This window comes from Coprococcus sp. AF51-11b1 (genome assembly GCF_027682785.1).
Lineage (GTDB): Bacteria > Bacillota > Clostridia > Lachnospirales > Lachnospiraceae > Allocoprococcus > Allocoprococcus comes.
On record NZ_JAQCZB010000003.1, the window covers coordinates 48,339 to 68,380 of the forward strand.

The 20,042-nt window shown below is 37.6% G+C and carries 23 protein-coding genes; 4 read left to right on the plus strand and 19 right to left on the minus strand.

The genetic code is table 11. The annotated features are described in order from the left end of the window. From PGY05_RS04240 to PGY05_RS04300, 13 genes are all read right to left on the minus strand, one after another. Positions 1-1,462, minus strand: a 1,462-nt coding sequence (locus PGY05_RS04240; RefSeq protein WP_270475407.1) for a hypothetical protein, incomplete at its 3' end; no start/stop codon positions are given. A gap of 40 nt (positions 1,463-1,502) precedes the next feature. Further along, positions 1,503-2,243 carry a hypothetical protein gene (locus tag PGY05_RS04245; protein WP_195256023.1) on the minus strand — a complete coding sequence of 247 codons (741 nt, stop codon included), beginning with the start codon at positions 2,241-2,243 and terminating at the stop codon, positions 1,503-1,505. Between the two features lie 18 nt (positions 2,244-2,261). Beyond that, positions 2,262-2,945, minus strand: a complete 684-nt coding sequence (locus tag PGY05_RS04250) for a TIGR00266 family protein (RefSeq protein WP_055156124.1) — start codon at positions 2,943-2,945, stop codon at positions 2,262-2,264. Positions 2,946-2,988: 43 nt separating this feature from the next. Beyond that, the gene (locus tag PGY05_RS04255) at positions 2,989-3,339 is read right to left on the minus strand and encodes a hypothetical protein (protein ID WP_055283089.1); all 351 of its coding nucleotides are present in this window, start codon (positions 3,337-3,339) and stop codon (positions 2,989-2,991) included. A 368-nt stretch (positions 3,340-3,707) separates the two neighbouring features. After that, complete coding sequence (locus tag PGY05_RS04260; RefSeq protein WP_270475408.1) at positions 3,708-5,150, minus strand: helix-turn-helix transcriptional regulator; 1,443 nt, start codon at positions 5,148-5,150, stop codon at positions 3,708-3,710. A 194-nt stretch (positions 5,151-5,344) separates the two neighbouring features. Continuing rightward, complete coding sequence (locus tag PGY05_RS04265) at positions 5,345-6,709, minus strand: ABC transporter substrate-binding protein (protein ID WP_330672953.1); 1,365 nt, start codon at positions 6,707-6,709, stop codon at positions 5,345-5,347. A gap of 150 nt (positions 6,710-6,859) precedes the next feature. Beyond that, positions 6,860-7,483 carry a response regulator transcription factor gene (locus PGY05_RS04270; RefSeq protein WP_055248353.1) on the minus strand — a complete coding sequence of 208 codons (624 nt, stop codon included), beginning with the start codon at positions 7,481-7,483 and terminating at the stop codon, positions 6,860-6,862. After that, on the minus strand, positions 7,480-8,757 hold the full coding sequence (locus PGY05_RS04275) for a sensor histidine kinase (RefSeq protein WP_270475409.1): 1,278 nt from the start codon (positions 8,755-8,757) through the stop codon (positions 7,480-7,482). The genes PGY05_RS04270 and PGY05_RS04275 overlap by 4 nt, the downstream gene beginning before the upstream one ends. Beyond that, on the minus strand, positions 8,754-10,421 hold the full coding sequence (locus tag PGY05_RS04280; RefSeq protein ID WP_330672954.1) for a histidine kinase N-terminal 7TM domain-containing protein: 1,668 nt from the start codon (positions 10,419-10,421) through the stop codon (positions 8,754-8,756). Before PGY05_RS04280 ends, PGY05_RS04275 begins: the two co-directional genes overlap by 4 nt. Positions 10,422-10,507: 86 nt before the next feature. Further along, entirely contained in the window at positions 10,508-10,930 is a 423-nt protein-coding gene (locus PGY05_RS16560) for a CHC2 zinc finger domain-containing protein (protein WP_330672955.1), read from the minus strand. Between the two features lie 11 nt (positions 10,931-10,941). Then, on the minus strand, positions 10,942-11,247 hold the full coding sequence (locus PGY05_RS04290; protein WP_117824691.1) for a plasmid mobilization protein: 306 nt from the start codon (positions 11,245-11,247) through the stop codon (positions 10,942-10,944). After that, complete coding sequence (locus PGY05_RS04295; RefSeq protein WP_270475410.1) at positions 11,237-12,316, minus strand: site-specific integrase; 1,080 nt, start codon at positions 12,314-12,316, stop codon at positions 11,237-11,239. Before PGY05_RS04295 ends, PGY05_RS04290 begins: the two co-directional genes overlap by 11 nt. Further along, positions 12,313-12,507 carry an ICEBs1 excisionase gene (locus PGY05_RS04300; protein ID WP_117824689.1) on the minus strand — a complete coding sequence of 65 codons (195 nt, stop codon included), beginning with the start codon at positions 12,505-12,507 and terminating at the stop codon, positions 12,313-12,315. Before PGY05_RS04300 ends, PGY05_RS04295 begins: the two co-directional genes overlap by 4 nt. A 187-nt stretch (positions 12,508-12,694) precedes the next feature. Between PGY05_RS04300 and PGY05_RS04305 the strand changes: the two genes are divergently transcribed. The 3 genes from PGY05_RS04305 (at position 12,695) to PGY05_RS04315 (ending at position 15,166) form a co-directional block, all read left to right on the plus strand. Further along, positions 12,695-13,240: a helix-turn-helix domain-containing protein gene (locus PGY05_RS04305; protein WP_117824688.1), complete on the plus strand. Its 546-nt coding sequence runs from the start codon at positions 12,695-12,697 to the stop codon at positions 13,238-13,240. Between the two features lie 94 nt (positions 13,241-13,334). Beyond that, entirely contained in the window at positions 13,335-14,423 is a 1,089-nt protein-coding gene (locus PGY05_RS04310; RefSeq protein ID WP_117824687.1) for an AAA family ATPase, read from the plus strand. Continuing rightward, positions 14,423-15,166 carry a DUF3226 domain-containing protein gene (locus tag PGY05_RS04315; protein WP_117824686.1) on the plus strand — a complete coding sequence of 248 codons (744 nt, stop codon included), beginning with the start codon at positions 14,423-14,425 and terminating at the stop codon, positions 15,164-15,166. Before PGY05_RS04310 ends, PGY05_RS04315 begins: the two co-directional genes overlap by 1 nt. A gap of 241 nt (positions 15,167-15,407) precedes the next feature. Here PGY05_RS04315 and PGY05_RS04320 read toward each other — a convergent pair whose 3' ends face one another. From PGY05_RS04320 to PGY05_RS04345, 6 genes are all read right to left on the minus strand, one after another. Next, complete coding sequence (locus PGY05_RS04320) at positions 15,408-16,022, minus strand: GNAT family acetyltransferase (RefSeq protein ID WP_270475411.1); 615 nt, start codon at positions 16,020-16,022, stop codon at positions 15,408-15,410. Then, on the minus strand, positions 16,015-16,209 hold the full coding sequence (locus PGY05_RS04325) for a hypothetical protein (RefSeq protein ID WP_117824684.1): 195 nt from the start codon (positions 16,207-16,209) through the stop codon (positions 16,015-16,017). Before PGY05_RS04325 ends, PGY05_RS04320 begins: the two co-directional genes overlap by 8 nt. A gap of 100 nt (positions 16,210-16,309) precedes the next feature. Further along, positions 16,310-17,245: a reverse transcriptase family protein gene (locus PGY05_RS04330; protein ID WP_270475412.1), complete on the minus strand. Its 936-nt coding sequence runs from the start codon at positions 17,243-17,245 to the stop codon at positions 16,310-16,312. Then, the gene (locus PGY05_RS04335) at positions 17,245-17,538 is read right to left on the minus strand and encodes a helix-turn-helix domain-containing protein (RefSeq protein ID WP_118017733.1); all 294 of its coding nucleotides are present in this window, start codon (positions 17,536-17,538) and stop codon (positions 17,245-17,247) included. The genes PGY05_RS04330 and PGY05_RS04335 overlap by 1 nt, the downstream gene beginning before the upstream one ends. Before the next feature lie 605 nt (positions 17,539-18,143). Beyond that, complete coding sequence (locus tag PGY05_RS04340) at positions 18,144-18,539, minus strand: TnpV protein (protein ID WP_270475413.1); 396 nt, start codon at positions 18,537-18,539, stop codon at positions 18,144-18,146. A 104-nt stretch (positions 18,540-18,643) separates the two neighbouring features. Continuing rightward, complete coding sequence (locus PGY05_RS04345; RefSeq protein ID WP_270475414.1) at positions 18,644-18,838, minus strand: hypothetical protein; 195 nt, start codon at positions 18,836-18,838, stop codon at positions 18,644-18,646. 227 nt (positions 18,839-19,065) lie between these two features. On the opposite strand from PGY05_RS04345, the gene PGY05_RS04350 reads away from it, so the two are divergent. Next, a complete protein-coding gene (locus PGY05_RS04350; RefSeq protein WP_270475415.1) occupies positions 19,066-20,016 on the plus strand; it encodes a helix-turn-helix domain-containing protein in 951 nt (316 codons plus the stop codon). Positions 20,017-20,042 lie beyond the last annotated feature (26 nt).

Sequence of the window (20,042 nt, forward strand, 5' to 3'; positions counted from 1 at the left end):
TGAAAAACATCAATTCATTTGCTGATCCGTCGTCTCGTTCCTGTGTCAGCATAATTAACAGAGAGCCGTCATCTAAAAGCTGCATATCTTCCAGCCATGGATAACTGACACCAAATATGTCCTCTGTAGAAATTGCACCTACGTGCGTTCCATCTTTTGCCCAAAATTGTATTTCACGCATATTTCCATCTGCAGCCACAAAACCATTTTCTGTTTCCGCCATGCCTGTAATGGAACCGAGCTTGTCCGGAGAACTGATATCTTCTCCACCTAATTTCAAAAGCTGATTGCCATCATAATCATAGACAACAATTTTTGTGCCTTCATCTTCCACAGCCATGGAGCCGGCAACCATAATATGACTATTCGTGATCTGTACGTCATCTATCATAGAAAATAGTCCCTTGCGTTCTTCATCTTTATTTAATCCGGTCAGTATCCACGGTTCTGCCGTCAGGTTACCGCCTTGATTCGCAATCTTCTGAGTATCACTGTTCACCCAGAAACTGATTCCCCATTCTCCGGATGGATGCATATTCAGATCTCCGTCTACTGTTGTCTGAAGTGCCTTTTCCCCATCTTTTACGCCAATTACATCTCCAATTCCAGGCGAAAGATATAACATTCCACTGCTGTCCCCAGACAAATATTCAAAATCATCGTCTAATTCCATCGAAGATACGAATTCAAGTCCACTTTCTGAATATTCATAAGTATCCAGTTTGTTCTCCAGCAAATGGAACACTTGATTGCCCTGTTTTACAAACTGATGATCCATAATCTGCATAACTCCCTGTGCTTCTTTAAATGGGATATATTTCGGAACGATTGTATAAGAACCTACCATCTGCTCTGCCAATACAGGTTCAACAGGCTCTCCCTCCCATGGCCATGGTGCGTCTTTATTTCCTTCATCCTCTAATTTCAGCACAATTCCTTCTAACAATTCTTTGTCAGAATCATCTATTTCCTGTCCTCTTACTCTGATATCATAGGATGTGCCAGACTGTTCATAACGATACATATACGTTTTTTCTATGGAATTACTTTCCGGCATTGCTGTATATTCTGCATTTCCTATTGTTACAGTGTCCATTTTTCCTTCAGCATATGCCTCTAAATCCACTCCAAAGGCAATTAAACTCTTTCGATATGTATATGAATCCTCCTTGGTCGCTTCTATAGAAATGACATTCTCGGATCCATCTACTGTATCTCCATCAAAAAATCTAACGTAAGAATATTCTTCATCTTTCTTCATATTCTCTTTATCGTAGTTCCATGCCTTCGGATAATACACTGTAAATAAACTTAATTTAAGACTTTCTCTGTCTTTAAATTCTGTTTCTTCCTGCTCTGCTTTTTCCGATTTTTTCTTCTCCGGATTCTTTTTTTGTCCACATGCCGCTATCATCATCATGCATATCATGATACACAGCACACACCATAGTTTCTTTTTCATGGCGTCTTCCCTCCTTTCATGATTTCCACATCCTTTTCAGTTATTCACTGTCACTTTTTACACAGTGGAATGTGTAGTAGTCATCATCATCACTGTAGTCTACTTTCAAAGTACCATCGTCATTTATCATCACTGTAAGAGATGGATTTTCTGATTCAATCGAACAATATCCCAGTGCAACTGACCATGGGAAAGTCCCAATCTCCTCCCCTTTATAAATAACTGTTACATTACGGTCACTTTTGAAATCAAGACGCAGTGCATCATTGATGTTGTCTACTCCTTCCATAGAAGTCTGAGGTCCGTCTCCTAAAAGTTCTTCCACGCTTTCTGCAGCCCACTCACCTATGACTGCATTTTCCTCCTCTGTCAGATAGAGTGCCGGATCCATTGCATCCGTTCCATCCTTTGCAAAAATCACCTTTACTCCCATCTCGAGCATATTATCAAAAGAAATAATATCTTTTCCGATGATTCCCACCATCTCTTCTCCTTCGATACTCAAGATAAACTGATTATCTTCGACAGACCATTTCCCATTCCCGGTAGTGTCTCCAACTGAAAAGGAAACTTTTCCGTTGTTTTTTACTTCAAATTCAAAAGCACCTCCGAAAGTTTCATCTATACTGACAGACATTCCCATCATCTGAGCGGACACCGCTACCCATTTTCCTTCATACGGGTTCTTCTCTTCTGTTTTTCCGGAGCCTCCACAACCAGTCAATATTATCATACTGATGATAAGCACTAGTCCAAATAACAAATTCAACTTCTTTCTCATAATCTTCTCCCCTTTCAATTACTTCTTATCTGCAAAAAAAGGAGTCAGCAATTCTGCTACCTTACTGATTGGCATTGTCTGCAAGATCACCTTTCCCGGTCCTTTCACAACGGTATTAAAAATGCCTTCTCCTCCAATCAGCATATTTTTTACTCCTTTTACAGCTACAACATCCATAGTGCAGGTTTCTTCCATTGCCGCTAAGTACCCCGTACTGATCAAAATTTCCTGTCCTGCACTCAAATCATACTCCACTGCATGTCCATCAATTTCTACAAACGCGGTTCCATTTCCGCTCAATCTCTGCATAATGAAACCTTCTCCTCCAAATATGCCTTTCCCTAATTTTTTCTGAAAATGCATGGACAGTTCTACGCCTTCTTCTGAAGCAAGGAATGCACTCTTCTGCACGATCATGGAGTGACCGTTGCTAATCTCCAATGCTTTAATCGCTCCCGGAAAACTTGATGCAAATGCAATCATTCCGTCTGCACCTTCTGCGGTATATCTGTTTTGAAACGCAGAATCACCAGACATCAGTCTGCCGAACATTTTCTTCATTCCGCCTCCGGAAATCGTCTCCATTTTCATGTTCGGGCTCATCCAGCTCATACTTCCGCTTTCTGTGATCATAGATTCTCCTGCTGATAATTCACATACAACAACTGGTAAATTTCCTCCTAAAATCTCATATTTTTTCATAGTAAAGTTCTCCTTTCTTTTTTCGTTTTTCATTTTTCTTTTTTCATCCTACAACAGTACCTTTTTCATTAAGTTTTGCGGCACATTGCACACACATATCCAGATCATCACAGATCAAAAAGCAATGGTCACATACAAGGCGCTTACATATCGGACAAATATTAAAGATTTCTTTCGCCTGATTCAATGCTTTTTGAAATGCTAAATTCTTTTCCCGGTCATAAAGCGTATCATAAATAATCTTCCGATTTTCATTTTCCGGTTTTTTCCCCGCTTTGGAAAAACGAATTGGTGTGCTTTTCCATACTGTTTTACATTCCATGCAGCATAGCGAAAAGCAAAACTCATCCGGTGTAGAACAATCTATTAAATCCTTCTTCGTAATATATTCCACATTTTAACCTCCTTGTTAACCTCCTTGCTCTATCACCATCCCACTCTCAGTTCTCCCTCCTTATCCATTTCCTTTATTTTTTCTTTTATCGGGCGGCCACCATTTCGTAATGAAAGCGTAGCAGATTCAGAAAGCAAATACTATGGTCGCCATTCGTATATTATGCTTATTTTTCAAAATACGAACGATTAGTATACTATATATAGCGTTTTATTTTTACCTCTCCGCTATATATGCGCAATATCTTTTTATGAAAATATAAAAGAGATCTATCGGCAAACAAAAAAAGACCCTAGCATCATTTCTGATGCTAAGATCTTGATTGGTCATCTTAACTTAATGACATTGCTGTAAAGACTCTTTTTCGTTTACTCAGTTCTGCTATATGTCAGCTTATCTAACTGATCGCATTTTCGAAATAACTCAATATACAGCATTAATTCCTCTCTGACAGTTATCCCCAGTTTTCGATTCATATTTGTATTATGCTTTCTCGCTGTTCCAATACTGATATAAAGCAAAGAAGCAATCTCCTGTATCGTGTATCCATCAACATAATACTGAAGAACCATCCTCTCTGACGGAGTCAGAGTTTCCACGCGCAAAGCAAACGCCTTGAGCATTTCTTCTATATTCGGAGGAATGCCTCCATTTTCCAGTTTCTCCGTATTCCTTTTTTTCTGCATAAAATCAACCAGTGCATCCACTTCTGAAATGCCTGATAAGTTTTCGTCCGTCAGCGTATCCTCCTGCAGTGCTTTTAAACTCCGAAGAATCGGCTTCACAAAACGATGGGACATACCGACAGAAACAACCAATAATAAAATCAGGAACAACAACGTACCGATGATCCAGTCCCTTCGATTGTCCGCTGTTAATTTTTCATAATTCGCTTCTGATATTAATGTCAGTACCGCAAGCGGCATACCATTACAACTCTTCAATCCAAGCAATTCATGCCTGCCTATATAATTCCCGAAAGCGGTAGAATATGTATTATAATATTTTCCTTTCTTCACTGTCATCGTTCCTGATGGTGAAAGATACGTTTCTTTTGTATCTCCGAACATCGCCTTATCCAGATAGATGTTTCCTTTTTTGTCCACAGGAGCCAGTACTGTCACTATATTCCCACAGGAACCTTCCACCATAGGATAAGACAGCCTGAAATACAGATTACTCATCTCCATACCGCACAAACCGCGTACTTTTCCGGTACTGTCTAAAACCGGGACATATAAAAGCTGCACATCCTCCCATGTATCACTCAGCTCCAGCCGGTCTGTCCACAGGCAGCTCTCTACCAGCCGGTTTCCATCAAACTGCATAATCTGTTCATACCCCGACAATGCGGACGTATCAAATTCTAAATTCCAACGGTTATGGAGCTGTACCTGCTCTGCTCTTGCAATATCAGCATTTCCCCTGAAAAAAACTACGTGCTGTTTGCTTGTATTTACTGCCTTTAAATCAGACAGGCGCAGGTAGATTCCCATGCGTGATGTATCTGCATATTCCGTCTTCGTATTTACCGTTGCATCCAATACAACAAAAACTCCACTGCAATACTTCACGTCCAATGCCGATTTCAAGGAGGGATACAACGCAGCCTCCAAATCCATAATCAACTGAGGATTATCATTCAAATCTGAAAATGTCTTTCCATTGACTGTCAGGCATTGGTTCAATTCTTTTGTAATGTCTTCCGATAAAGAAATACTTCTCGCCATCATAATATCAGTCTGCTCTGTCATAGTTGACAACGTATTTTTCTGCTGGGAAGACAACATTTCCCGTACTTTAAAATCCATTCCCGGAAGGACTCCCAAAATACTGAGTAATAGAACTGTCACTAAAAAAAGTGTTAAAATCACCACGCACCAATAAACAATCAGTCTTTGCTGCATACGGATGCTTTGTCTCTTTATTCCTTTTATAATCTTCCAAAAATTTATTTTCTTTTCTCCCATATGTCAGCCACCTCTTTTTGCCGATCCGGCAGACATTATTGTGTGTATGCTGCTTTGAAATCCTCTAATGTCTCTGAAACAAGTTTATCCATATCTTCCGGATGTTCCTGCCACTCCAACCGCTTTACTGACAGGGTTTGCCTGATAAGTTCTTCAAACTTTGTTTCCAGATCCAGATAGGAATCCAATTTCGGAGCAGTATAAAATGTATAGTTCTCCTGCGTCTTTAAAAAAGCCTGATACAGGGATACATACATCGGATCACTTAACCTCTCGATCGCCTCCGGAAGGTAAACATCGAAAGCTTCCTGCTTTACCGGCATATATCCAAGACTGGTCACAAATTCCACATTCTTTTGGACCTCCGTCAGCCATTTAAGAAACGTAATACAGGCTTTTTCTTTTTCCGGTGTAGATTTTACCGTACAAATACCGGCACCCCGCTGCATGACCATCGTTTCTCCCCTGGCAAATACGGGACATGGCATGGAAACAATCTCTACTTTTTCCGATGTATTATCCGCATACGTAACTTCGTCTGAATAATACAACACGCTGGCTGACGAAGCCACCGATACAATCGAATCTCCCGTTCGCAAAGGTTCCGTTGCATAACCGCTGCGAAGCCATACTCCTCCGGACAGTGCCGCTTTTGCATAAGGTTCCCATACTGTTTGAAATTCCGGTCCGAAAGCCAGATTCTCTCCCTTAAAGAAATTTTCACCCAGAGATTCTACACCTACCTGAAAATAGTTAAAATGATAATCATGAACGAAAAAATTCTTTCCATCATCAGGAATGTCCGGCGTCTGGTTATCTGTCCATGCAGCATATTGTTCTGCCATTGCGAAGAGTCCTTCCCATGTTTTTAAATCTTCCATCTTCGCTCCTGTTTCTTTCGCGAAACGATCAAATGCTGTTTTATTGATAAACATAACTTCCGTTGATTTTGCTACCGGCAAAATGGAAAGTCTTTCATGAATGACACCTTCTTCCAAAAAAGCCGGAATAAATTCGTTCAGTTCTTCTTCTGTAAAATAATCATAATAATCTACAAGTTCCGTATCATCCGGCATCGCCAGAACTGTTTTAGGATAGGAAACAAACATATCCGGCAGTTTAGAGGCTCCTGGATCTCCAAATGCGGATGCCAGTACATTTTCATGTATCGTATTCGTATTTGTAACACTGCCAACCTGTACTCGGATATTTTCCTCTTTTCCAATCGTTTCATTAAATTCATCAATCAGATCGTTTAATGGCGATTCTGTCTGTCCGCCATATACATGCCACAATGTAACGGTTACCGGATCTTCTTTTTTCTTCTGCCCACACCCTGTAAAAACTATAACCGCAATCATTACCAAGAACAGGCAGCTTCTTCTCATAATATATCTCATATTATTTATCTCCTTTCCAGACAGTGTCTTATAAACAATCTGACATCTCAGCAAAGAACAGAACCATCGGATTGAGACACTTTTACATAGTATATGATATCGGTTTTCAGAGTCTTAAGCACTCCCCATATGGGTAGTAAAATGCTATTTTTAAAATCCATTTATAATCAGATTTTTCTTTGTAACAGCTACCGCCAATTTCGTTTTGGAATCAAAATTCGTTTTCTGCAACATATTTTTGATATGCCATTTTACAGTTTCCGGTGATATACACAAGCTCTCTGCAATTTTTTTATAGGATTCTCCTTCCACCACTAATCGCAGAACTGCTAATTCTCCAGGTGTAAAATCACAGCTTTTCGCCGTTCCGATCATCACAACCGGCGGAGCATCCGGATACACGTTCTCCCCTTTCATCGTACGATCCATAACCTCCAACAGTTCTTCTTTACCGGCATCTTTATACCAAAAACTTTCTACTCCCGCTTTGCGCGCCCTATCAATAAAACTGCACTCTACTAAAGAAGTCACGATAATTACTTTTATCTGGGGCATTGTCTTTTTAATCTTCTCCGCTGCCACAAGACCACTCTCATCATTCTCCGTACAGACATCCATCAAGACAAGTTCACACCTGCTCTGTCTGCATACGGTTTCTGCCATAGCTGCGTTTGTGATAGAAGCCGCCAGACAATATCTCCCACTGGACTGAATATAATTTTCCATATCTTCCCGAGCCATACGCTGGTCTTCCACGATTAGTACCCGTATCATCTCCGCACCTCCTTTGGTATCTTAACGATTATTGAAAATTTTGACTCCGCACAAATTCTCAATGTACCTCCACATTGCTCCACCCTTTTTCGTATACCGGATAATCCTCCTCCTTCTTTGACATCCTTCTCCATTGCTTGTCCATTATCTGTAATCACCATAATCCATTCTTGTTCCCCACTACTGCATTTTACATACAGTTCGCTTGCCCCTGCATGGCGGACACAGTTGGAAAGTGCCTCCAAAAGTATTATATCCATCAGTTCGAAAATATGAGATTCCCAGACTTGTTCTCCTGTATAAATAATTTTCACACCCAAAATCTCCGCTCTTTCCTGCACCTGCCTGTGCAGTTGTTCGCCTTTCACAGACTCGTTATCTTTATTCAGCAAGTCTAATGTCTGCTTCCATTGCGAAAGGAAAACATCCCGGTCTGCTTCCGATTCGCGCAGCAACATCCGCTGTGCCGCCAGGACGCTATATCCCAGATTATCATGCACTCTCATTTTCATAGATAACATTTCTTCTTCTCTGGTCAGCGTTATTACATTCTTAGAAAGTTCTTTCATAGCCACAGACATTTCCTGAAGTTTCTGATTTTCTTCCTTCAGCAACACTTTGTTCCGATATAATTCCGACACTTCAGAAGCAAGAACTTGAAAAAAATGATCTCCGGCTGTCGTAATAATCTCTTTCTCTGAAAATTTCCACACACTTCCATCCGCAAAGCAGTATACTTTCAAATCAACATCATAAAATACATTCTCTTTCAGAGGATGTCCCAGTGCTTCCTCCAGTTCTGTAATATTCTGTATATCTCTTCCCGCCAGATTCTGGCAAATTTGATACATTTTTCGATTCATCAGTTTAGGCATTCCGTTCCCATCAAAAAAAACAATTCCGCTCGGCAAATTGTCCAGACTTTCCTGAACTGCATTTTCCCTCAGGCAGCTCTTGCGGTACTTATAAATTCCAAAAATCTTCAATCCCACATATAAAAAAACACCAATTCCTATAACAATTAAAATCACATACGGTATTTTAAATAATATCATGGAATCTTCTTCGTAAAACGCCCGTTGCCACACACACAAGACAGCTGTTATAAGGAAAATAACTATAAGCAATACACTGTCCAGCAGCAACATCTTTCTTTGTCTTTTTCCTGTTCCTTCATAAATAACCAGAATCATACACAGCAAAGTCAAAAAAATAAAAAAGCAAACAATCGTAATCTGATACTCCGGTGAACAGTTTTCAAATGTTTTTATCATTTGCCGCCACCTCCTCCCAGAATCAGAGAAAGCAGCCATGATCCGTCAAAATCCTGCTCCGCATAAGCTCCATATCGTCTTGCAATTTCCTGCAGATCTGTTTTGCATTCCACACTCATAGACATGATGATCCGCGCCTCTCTGCGTTTCAGATTTACATTAAATGCCAACAGATCTTCCAAAGATTCCTCTATGACTGCTTCAAAAAAATCATAAATCTGCATAGCATCTTCACTTCGTATTTCTTCTAACGCGGTGGAAAAACCTGCCTCAACATGATTCCATTCCAGATTCTTTATCGTTTCCCTGAAACATAACTCCAACTCTCTTATCGGAAATTTTACTGTCTGCTCCGCAATAAAAATAAGATTACTACGCCTTTTTATATAGGCTCCGATCACAACTATCTTCCCTAATATTTTTTCCCTTTTGTTCTCATCTTCTTCCATAGAATATGCTTCAATGAATTCCGTCAAAAGTTTACTCTGCCTTGCCGTCTGTTTCTGCATTTTATCATACAGCTGATTCTTCACAGAAAGTTTTTCTACTTCTCTTGTTGTTCTCAGATTTTCTTCCTCAATCAGATTCGCATCTTTTAATTCTTCCTTCCGATCTTCAAGCTCTCTTACGATTTCCTGTAATTCTGACAGGTTTTCCTTCCACAACACATAGCCTCCCAAAATTGGTTTTCCTGACAGCCTGATCCCATTTTCTAACATGATCGGACATTGAACTACCTGCCTTACGATTTCCGGTGCAATATATTCCGAATCCTGAGATTGATAAATGCATTTTCCACTCTGATCTGTAATCTGTGCTGAAATTGTAGATGCTGCAAATAATTGTGCGTATCCTGTATTGGAAGGGATCAATCCGCACTGGATGCAGCTTTCAATGATCAAAGCAAACAGAAGGCATAATGCAGCTGTCATATCGCTTGAAAATATTTTCCAGAAGGGCAGATTCAGATAATAGGCGATGCCATAGACAACCGACAGACCATAAGCACCAAAAGGCATCCAAAGCATTTTCCTGTTTTTAATTTTTCTACACCTTAATAGAATAATCAAGAGTGCCACCAGCAGACATCCAAGATCCCAGGCGACTATAGCATAATACATTGCTCCATATCCATAGACTCCTACTTCATAGGAAGCTGCTTCCCCCAGTCTTCCCTCCGGGAAAGTAAAAACTAACTGGTGCAGATCATTCGTTAATACAATCCCTATCAGAAACAATGCCGGAAAAAACAGCAGACACCGTCTTTCCGGTAATTTATAATTCTCCGGCTGCCGTATATAAAATGCCAGATAAAGACTGACCGTAGGGAGTAACAGCATAGGAATATAATAAAGATACCAGGCGTAGCGCAGTGCTGTCGGCATCTCATACGGTATTTCAAATTTACACATACGAACGAGCATCCAAAAAACCATCATCACTGCAATCATTATTAAACAACGACGGGGTTCCTTTTGGATAATTCTCTTTTGAAAAGAAATCGCCCATACCAGATAAAGTCCTATATAAATAAAAGGCCTTAAAAGGTGACAAATAGATTGCAGATAAGGATTGGTAAAGGACACATAATGAAGCAGAACTGCCACACCTACGCATAGTGCTACACTTCCGACGTATACTGTAAATTTCTTTTTATCTGACACTGTGCGTACTCCTTTCTGTTACGTTTTGCACTATATCTTGTTTACAGTATATCATAATCTCCATTTCAAATTATATCTTTTATTTTTCAGGTGTATGCAAAAAACTCGACTTTGCCATTGCAGCTATATCTCCAACTCCATTTTTTAATGCAATGCTTGACCTCTATCGGCAACCGGAAATCTTCTACAATCTTCAATGCTGCCTCATATTGCGATAAACCAAACATCCGGGATACATAGTCAATCGCATCCCCTCCCACGGCGCAAGCAAAGCAATGATAATTCTTATCAATCTTCATACTTGGGTGCTTATCATCATGGAAAGGGCAACAGGCTAACCCATTTCTTCTGACCTGCAGACCATAGTTTTCCGCTACTTGTCTCGCCGTCAGATACCCCTTTACCTCTGAAAAAATATTCAATATGCAATTTTCTCCTTTCCTCCGGAGAAAGCCTTTGCTATAATAAATGTGTGTGTTGGATAGAAAGGCTTTGTTCTTTTTATTCATGATTGCCCTTGTTATTCAGCAGGGGCATTTTTATTTACTTCGAGCAATTGCTTTACCAATTCCAGCAGTAATCTTTCCTCTTCTGTATTGCCATTTTGTAAATGTGCCAATATCTGCTCCAATACTTTTGCCACCCTGACCGACATATAATTTCCGGCAATCACCGTTACCTCCTGCCCTAAAACTGCTTTCCGGTAATATTCACCTTTAGATATCCCCGAAAAAATTATCTTCGCTTCCACTTGGCTTTTTTCTTCGTCGCTCAACCAAAAAGCAATTGTATTGCGCCGAAACCTGTCTTCTCGTTTACACGCCACTCTCCTCACCTCTTTCCACTTTTCCAAGTCTATCTGCAATTTTTACCTGCGCATCCATAGACTGATGACAATAGGTTTCAATCGTAGTCGTAACCTTTCCATGCCCTAACCGTTTTGCAATCTCAACTGGGCTGAATCCAATCTGCACAAGCATACTTGCATGACTGTGACGGGTACAATGAACTGTAATTTTCTTTACTCCCGACAACTTTATTCCACGCTCCATTTCGTGTTCAAAGAAGCTCTTTGTCCGTCCGGCAAAAAGACGTGTTCCCGGTCTCACATGATACAATATCGCAATATATTCCTTAAGTTCCTCCTGCAATTCCTTATGTATCGTAATCACTCGAACCGAGCTTTCCGTCTTTGGTGCCGTAATCAGATCCTCTCCATCAAGCCTCGTAAAAGATTCATCAACGGTTATGGTTCCCTGTTCAAAATCAATATCTTTCACCTGTAACGCCAGCAATTCTCCTATTCGCATACCTGTCCAAAATAAAATCTGAAAAGCAAGCCATGAATCCTGCTTATCCATAATCGCATCTGAAAACTTCTGAAACTCCTCCAGCGTCCAATACGGTCTTTCATCCGCTTTACTCTTTCCCATACTTCCGGCTTTACGACAGGGATTGGAACGCAAATCATAGAAATTTACTGCATAATTCAAAATGGCACTAAGCTGGTTATGTATTGTTTTCAGATATGTGGGCTTAAACCCTTTTTCAATCATTTCTCCCTGCCATTTGCGTATCATGGGAGCTGTAATTTCATTAATTGGCGTCTTTCCGAAGTATGGCAACACCTTGTCATTCATCACATACTCTTTCTGCTTCATGGTAGTTTTTCGTAAACGCTTTTCCATATCCGCCTTATAAATCTCCCAGAAGTCCGCCAACGTCATTGTCGGATCAGATGATTGCTGCAACATGAAATGTGCGTACCATTCTTCTGCTTCTTTCTTGGTCTTAAAACCTCTTTTTTGTGATTTCTTTTTGGTTCCCGTCCAATCTGTCCAGCAATATTGTATCCGCCATGTACCGTTCGGATCTTTCTTCGCATTGCAACTCATGCACTTACCTCCTTTGCTCCTCCGTACCATTTTTCCTTAAAATACTCCACCGGAATCTTTCCGGCGATTGTGAGAAACCTTTTACTTGCCAAATCCTTATTCATTTCTCTAAGGATTTTGTAAGATTTTCCCATGCTCACACCAAGCATTTTTGCAATGTCCTCTGCACTGTAATAGATTTTTTCATTCATATTCTTTCCTCCTGTTCTGTTTTTATTTGTTTTTGTATAGTATCATTTTGTTACGTTTTTATCATATCGTAACTTTTGTTTCGCGCCAATATCTTTTTGCTTTATTTTTTTGTTCTTGTGTGTTATCCTATATATGATGTTAAACAGTTTCACAAAAATATAGCTTTAGAGCAGGAGGCATGTTGTTATGACCATCGGGGAAAACATAAGACGTATTCGGCAGGAACGTAATCTTACTCAAAGACAATTAGGAGAAATGGTTGGAGCAAGTGAAGCCTACATTCGTGCCTATGAAAGCGGCAGAAGAAATCCCAAGCCATCATCCCTTGAAAAAATAGCAGACGCTTTATCTGTCAATCCTGAAGTACTGGCAAATTCTGATTTTGATGGTATAAAAACCATACACAGACTTTTTCAGATATTCCGGCAATACGATGGACAACTCTTTGAATGCCAGGATAAAGATGGAAATGATATGGTTGGAATCAGCTTTGGAACATTGTCTTTGATGCGATCATGGTTAGATCGTTATGAAGAATATATGGAAGAAGTTGAAAAATGCAATGAAATAAAAGATGTTAAGAAACGCGGGGAAGCTCTGTTGAAAGCGGAGGCAGACTTTAACCTTTGGATGGATATTTATCCTGAGTCGGAACCATGGCAGGAACGGCTTAAGATTCAGAAGGCTCATGATGAAGTTATGGATAAGATAGGACGAACTTTTTTCGAATAAGAACATCAAGAATAATGGGGAAAAATAAGAGTATAATAAACAAATAATATTAGATGATGGTTCCTATATCACAAAATAAAAGGAGAAATTGAAAATGGCTATTCACATTAAAAACTTTAATATTCAATCATACCGTGGAATACAAAATCTTACATTAGAAAATTTAAATAGTATTAACATTTTGACCGGTAATAATAATAGTGGCAAGACTAGCATCTTAGAAATATTATCAACTGTTGATAATCCTCAAGATATTGGAGCTTGGGTGTTACCTTCTAGGACTACTAATAGCCGCATTCGTAGTCATTCATTTTTTAATGGATTTTCTAGTATGTTTCCTGTCGATAATGAAAACAAGTATGTATCATATGAATTTTTAACTTCAGATAACATAAAGACTCAGGTAAAATTAGAAGGAGAATTAGAATCTACACAAATTCCTGAAGATGAAATGCATCGATTGAATGGTTTATTAAGAACAGGCTCCTCTAAAGAGGAAAGTGAGATTATTGATACAACATGTTTACATTTATCAACATTTATAAATAATCAAATAGTAAATGAATATACTTTATACGATTTTCAAACAAGAATATCAAGATTTGTAAACAAAAAACCCTTTTTCGTGCGAACAACCTATGTTTCGCCCGTTGACCATGCCACTGGAATGCTCTATCTTGATGATGTTTTAGCTGATACTCAACTGTATGAGCAATTACTAAATATACTTCAGGAATTCGATAATAATATTATTAGTATCACTTCAATAAAAACTAAAAATGCAATACCTGAATACATGGTATTGACTAAGAATCATCATTCTGCTATTCCTTTAAACTCATATGGTGACGGAATGAAAAAAGCCTTATTATTATTAAGCGCCATTGTACGTTCGCAAAATGGAATTTTGTTGCTAGATGAATTCGAAACTGCTATCCATACCTCTGCAATGGATTCCGTTTTTTCTTGGTTATTACAAAGTGCCCTAAAGTTGAATGTTCAAGTTTTTTTAACTTCTCATAGTAAAGAGGCTATTGACAAGATATTAAAAATGAATGATACCATTCAGTCAAACATCAATGTTTACACTTTGTATAATTGCAATGGTAATAATTATGCACGAATGCTAAATTGCCTAGATGCAATAAATGCACAAGATAAATTAGGATTGGAGTTAAGATAATGAATAATATAATAATATGCGAAGGCTCTACAGATTACTATCTCCTTCAGTACTATATGCGAGAAGCCTTAGATTGGAATGATGACAAACAAATTCAATCAAATATTTTAAAAATACCAGGTCAAAAGTCTAGAAATTTAATAAAGGATTCGAATATACTAACCATTATGTCTGCAGGAGGATGTAGCAGACTTACAGAAGGTCTTAATGAAACATTAACGAGAAATTATTTAACACCACCTGACTTATCTGAAATGTATTCAAAAATTATCATTGTTACAGACAGAGATGAACATGATACTGAAAATGATTTTATTCAATCCATTCAATGCAAATTAGACCATTTTAATGTATCTTACACAAAAACACTTACCAATAACAACTGGATATCATGTGAAATGAAAAACCAATTAGGAATACCAGAAAAATTTGATATTTTACTGCTTGTTATTCCTTTTGAGAAAAATGGTGCCATGGAAACTTTTCTACTTGATGCAATTAGCAATGAAAACCCTTATGACAAAAAAATAATACAGTCATGTAACTCATTTGTCGACAATGTTGATCCAGAAAAAAAATACTTAACCTCTAGAAGATATATCACTAAGGCTAAGTTTGATACATATTTTTCAATAAGAACTCCTGCAGAACAATTCGCAGAAAGACAGCAAATATTAAAAAATGTCAAATGGGAACAATACACTAAAATCCAAACAGATTTCTTAAAATTATCCGAAATATAAATGTACCCAAATCGTACCCAACGCCATCAAAAAAATCCCTACAAAGCCTATAAATACAAGCTTTGTAGGGATTTACCTATTTACTCAAACTCGATTTAAGCAACTATATATTGTGTCTAACCAAGTGTTATATTGCTATATTTTGTATAATTATTCTTGATATTCTATGTATTCTTCATTGTTTTGAGGCTTTTTGCAAGCATTTTGCAATCATACATATACTGCGTTTTCATTTATTATCTTACATTACCTTCAACAATTGAACCAATTTATGAATCTCATCCTTATCCCTACATTTCATTTCTCGGACATCAAACTGTTTAAACCCATTCTTATCTTCATAAAAATGCATTAATTTGTCATTATCCTCAGCTTCAAGGAAAATTACCATTCCTCCAGCCATATATTGAAGTTCCTTTATAGTATCTACAGCCGCATGAAGTAACTGTCCTCCGGTAATCTTCTCATTAGCTCCATCCTTAAAGTTCTTTCCCAATTGTGCAATAAGATATGCTGAAAGTGTATATATACCATTTTCTTCATCCAATTCACTTACTCTGGCTATTTTACGTTTCATAGTATTACTAAAATTTTCTGCATTTACAGTAATTGGTTTAATCGTGATTGTAAAATATCCAACTAATGAAGCATCTTCATTAGAAAATACCAGATATGTAACGGACTGATTTTTCTTTGTAAATTCTATTGATTGTTCTTTCAAAAATCTCTCTACATCCGGATTCTTATCACAAAAAAACTCGGAAAGGAGTTGTCGTAACTCATCCTCTCCGAGATCTTTATCGCCTTTGGCAGACAAGTATTCACGAATGTTAAAGACTGTTACATCATTAAGCATTTGTTTTCTTCCTTTTTGCCATAAATTTTCTAACTTCTTCTGCGCCATGCAAATGTGTAATCCTTAAGTCTGGTGTTTGTGCTCTATGAAGAGACTCCTGATAGGATTCCTCGATAGCATTAGCAAACTTTTCTACTTGTCTTTGACCAGAAACGACAAAGTTCTTAGTAATACTTGAAGTTGCCATATCTAACACCTCCTTCTATAGTATGGCTCATACACAATTATTGTATCCCTCACTTATATTATATGGTCGAAAAAAAACTTTTTCAACTATTATTTTTTATTCAGCTTATCAAATTAGTTAATCGATTGATTTCTGGAAATTTTCCTTCTTCAATGTTTCTCGAAGCTAAAATTCTCCCTTTCAAACTATTCAGCTTTCTGATTTCAATATCTGACAGTTCTTTTCCGCCAAGATATTTCAATTCTTGAAAGTCATCATACACTCTCTTTTGTAATCTATTTGGAACTTTCAATTCATGCTGTCCTGTAACAATCGTACCTGTTATCGGAACACTCTTGCCTTTTGAATAATACTTTACTTTTTTATATTTAGGTTTATGTCCATATTTTCTCAAAATACAATCCACTTCATTTTTCATTCGATTTATATCAAATGGCTCTTTTGCTGAAAAAGTCATATCATCAACATATACCGTATATTCGCATCCATACTTACATGCTACACTATATATCTCGTTAAACATGCTTTCATATGCATAATATGCAATGATCTGACTGGTAGGACATCCCGTCGGAATTCCTCCATCATAAGTAACTATATCAGTACATAATCCTGCCAAATCACCTGCCATCATCAATCGGTTCTTAAAGAAAAGAAAAACATATTCTCTAGAACAATTATCATAAAACTTCTTGATATCCATCGTCAAAAAATAATTTGAATTTAAATGACTTTTTCCATTATCTATATAGCATTTTCCTTTTTCTCCGGAAATTAGCCATATAGGTCTCTCCACATTCTGTAATAGCTTTAATATTCTGGTTTGTATTTCCTTAATTCTTTTATCTGGAGCTGTAATATTTCTCTTCTCTCTACTATCCTTTTTGTCAATTTGAAAACTATGATAATGTACAATAGATAATATGTCTTTATATTCTTCTTCAGTTATACAAAGAACTTTTTTCAATTGCTTGGAACTTTTTTTCTTATATAATGCACACTGTGTAATATCATACTTATGACTTTCTTTCCGCATTACTCCTCCATATCAGGTGTCATTTTTTCAATAAGCTTAATCATCATATTTCTAATAAATTTATCACCTTTATTGCTTTTGCTTGCCTCTTCATAATTTTCCGACAACAATATTAAAGATGATAATTTCATATCATATATCTTTGAATACTTCTCAAGTAATTCCAAAGAAGGTTGTTTCTTATTATTTTCTATTTCGGAAAGGTAGCTTTTTGAAATACCAAGCAATTCACTTAATTCAGATGCTTTATAACCATATATTGTTCTTGTGCGCTTTAAAATATCTCCTATCAAGCCGATCCCTCCTTCCGAAAATAATTTATATAATATAAAGTCTTACGACGAATAATCAAAATTAGATAGGTTTTCCATAGCCACCTCTTTACTTAAAAATCTGAAGAACATACTGTATTATCTGTACCAGCATCCATATTGCTTCGATTCCTTGAAACAGAAATTTAAAAATTTTGCTTCTTAGTTTCTTACGCTTTTTCTCAGATTTTTTGTTAGGTTTCTGAGGTGTCATTCGGACATTCTGCACGAGCAGCATTTTTTTCATATAATTCACTCCTTTAGAAGTTGGTAATATAGTGTACAACTTCCACCCCGAAAGAAGTGTGGTGCATACAGAACAACCTATCTAACCCTTTGAGCTCTGCCGAGCTCCCCGAGCGAGGCAGAGCGTGCGGTGCTTGCAGCGTGCTACGGGTCTTTGCGTAACATGCCGGCCCCTAACAGTAGAACATCCACATTTAAGAATGTTCCTCAAGCGCTAAGCGCTCCAATTTATGGGATTTGACCTCGATACAAATAGTATCGTTATGCTGTACTTATATAATAGAGAATGATAATTTAATTGTCAATATCTTTTTTCGCTAACAGCGAATTATTTTTACCGATCACACATACACCACCTCCATCACCACAACCTCCTCCGCGCAAGCAATAATATTATTCATCTTCCCTACCCACAGCATCTGATTCTCAGCTTTTAACTGCTCTGTCACGCCTTGTTTCTCCTTCATCTTTTCCACGAGCCTGTCCCGCATCTCATAACATGCCTCGTCAATCTCATGCAGATATTCATTTAGTCTTCCATCAAGTAACAGCTCCATATAATATCCATGTTTGAACTCTTTCAGATACTCACATCTCATATGTCCAAACTTTCCGATATTATAATTTGTTCCCTCCGGTAACTGTAAATCCGGATAATAAATATCATCATCACCTAATACATAAGTAATACCATTCTCTACAATAACTTTTATCCACCTTTCTACGATTTTTCTCAAATCTCAACATCAATAATAGCCTCTGTGCTATAGTAAATGTGTAAGCGATACATCACAGCTTCTGATGTGTTATTGACCTTTCTCTTGCCGGAGAAAGGTCTTTTTTATGCTTGTTTTACCATGCCATAACAGTTTTCCTCGTAAAACTTTCGTTTTGCCTTGCCAGACAAAACGATAAGATTCGGATTGATAGCAAGCATGCGATCATTGAGCTGCTTAATAATCTTATAGACTTGTGCTCGGCTGACTCCCCAATCATCACAGACTTCTGTAACGTCTACATACATCTTTTTATTCATAGGTTGATTCTCCCTTTCTTCACTTCAATGTCTTATGAAAACATTTGCGATTATTCAATGCGTACATTTTTGTACTTGTGTGATTATGGTATAATATCTTTTTTCGTAAAGTACTTTTTTGTACTTTAATTCTATTTTATATTAACTTTTCTGTTCACTTTTTTATTTGTTCGTGGTACAATAATGCTATTAAGCAATAAATCACTTATCGTAAAGGAGATTTTTATATGACTCTTGGAGATAAAATAAGAAAATATCGAACACTAAAAGGTCTGACACAGGCACAACTTGGCTCCATGGTCAAATTGACCGGAGACCGCATACGTCAATATGAAAATGATGTAAGAAAACCAAAGGATGGAAAACTGTTTGAGATTGCTGATGCACTGGACATAAATCCTTCTACGCTTGCTGAACCAGATTTCGATGATCCCACAAGTGTAATGCATGTACTTTTTGAATTAGAAGATATCTATGGATTGCATTTCGAAAAAGTTGGTGAGAATTATCAATTAGCCTTTTCAAAGGGAGAATATTCGAGTGCTAACTGGATTATTGAGGGACTTTCAGCATGGGTTAAAAAAAGAGACGAATTACAACCGGATATCAATGACTCAAATAGTACCATTGCGGATAAGAAAAACGATTATATCCGTTGGAAGGCAAGATATCCATATAATTTTGCCGAAGAGATTACCAACAATTTTGCACTGGTGCAAAAGTTTAATGAAGATGCCTCTTCTCTGCTATCTTCTGACAGGCACCCGATTACTCGTTTTTCTGAATTTTATCGAAGCTTGCTTGCGTTGGAAGATGCCGGAATCAGATCCACTATATCCGTTGATGAAATTATGAGCAAACGAAGTGCCACTTTTTATATTGAATTAGATTACATTATGAACAGTTCGAATGAAATCAAGAAACTCTATATGGAATTCAGGCAGTGCTGGTATGATATGAAAGAAATCGGAATTGAAATACACGAATCGCCGGTTCCTGTAAATGGAAATATGAACATAGCACTATATTCCGATAACATGCAGCTTATAACATTGTTTCACGCACATATGCGTCACTTAGAAGAAAAAAATTCACCTATGTATGACGAGGACATGTATAAAGCTGAAATTGAGGATACATTGCAGATATTCAATGTTCCTCTCTGTGACTATATTTAAATAATACTACTATTAAAAAAGAAAAA

Excerpts from the sequence above, each read along its gene's own strand:
- PGY05_RS04250 (WP_055156124.1), bottom strand. The coding sequence starts at position 2,945 with ATGAAAAAATATGAGATTTTAGGAGGAAATTTACCAGTTGTTGTATGT.
- PGY05_RS04330 (WP_270475412.1), bottom strand. The coding sequence starts at position 17,245 with ATGCGGAAAGAAAGTCATAAGTATGATATTACACAGTGTGCATTATAT.
- PGY05_RS04315 (WP_117824686.1), top strand. The coding sequence starts at position 14,423 with ATGAATAATATAATAATATGCGAAGGCTCTACAGATTACTATCTCCTT.
- PGY05_RS04295 (WP_270475410.1), bottom strand. The coding sequence starts at position 12,316 with ATGAGTTGCAATGCGAAGAAAGATCCGAACGGTACATGGCGGATACAA.
- PGY05_RS04245 (WP_195256023.1), bottom strand. The coding sequence starts at position 2,243 with ATGAGAAAGAAGTTGAATTTGTTATTTGGACTAGTGCTTATCATCAGT.
- PGY05_RS04345 (WP_270475414.1), bottom strand. The coding sequence starts at position 18,838 with ATGAATAAAAAGATGTATGTAGACGTTACAGAAGTCTGTGATGATTGG.
- PGY05_RS04350 (WP_270475415.1), top strand. The coding sequence starts at position 19,066 with ATGACTCTTGGAGATAAAATAAGAAAATATCGAACACTAAAAGGTCTG.
- PGY05_RS04320 (WP_270475411.1), bottom strand. The coding sequence starts at position 16,022 with ATGCTTAATGATGTAACAGTCTTTAACATTCGTGAATACTTGTCTGCC.
- PGY05_RS04325 (WP_117824684.1), bottom strand. The coding sequence starts at position 16,209 with ATGGCAACTTCAAGTATTACTAAGAACTTTGTCGTTTCTGGTCAAAGA.
- PGY05_RS04270 (WP_055248353.1), bottom strand. The coding sequence starts at position 7,483 with ATGATACGGGTACTAATCGTGGAAGACCAGCGTATGGCTCGGGAAGAT.
- PGY05_RS04305 (WP_117824688.1), top strand. The coding sequence starts at position 12,695 with ATGACCATCGGGGAAAACATAAGACGTATTCGGCAGGAACGTAATCTT.
- PGY05_RS04310 (WP_117824687.1), top strand. The coding sequence starts at position 13,335 with ATGGCTATTCACATTAAAAACTTTAATATTCAATCATACCGTGGAATA.
- PGY05_RS04300 (WP_117824689.1), bottom strand. The coding sequence starts at position 12,507 with ATGAATGAAAAAATCTATTACAGTGCAGAGGACATTGCAAAAATGCTT.
- PGY05_RS16560 (WP_330672955.1), bottom strand. The coding sequence starts at position 10,930 with ATGAATAAAAAGAACAAAGCCTTTCTATCCAACACACACATTTATTAT.
- PGY05_RS04275 (WP_270475409.1), bottom strand. The coding sequence starts at position 8,757 with ATGATAAAAACATTTGAAAACTGTTCACCGGAGTATCAGATTACGATT.
- PGY05_RS04260 (WP_270475408.1), bottom strand. The coding sequence starts at position 5,150 with ATGGATTTTAAAGTACGGGAAATGTTGTCTTCCCAGCAGAAAAATACG.
- PGY05_RS04265 (WP_330672953.1), bottom strand. The coding sequence starts at position 6,709 with ATGAGATATATTATGAGAAGAAGCTGCCTGTTCTTGGTAATGATTGCG.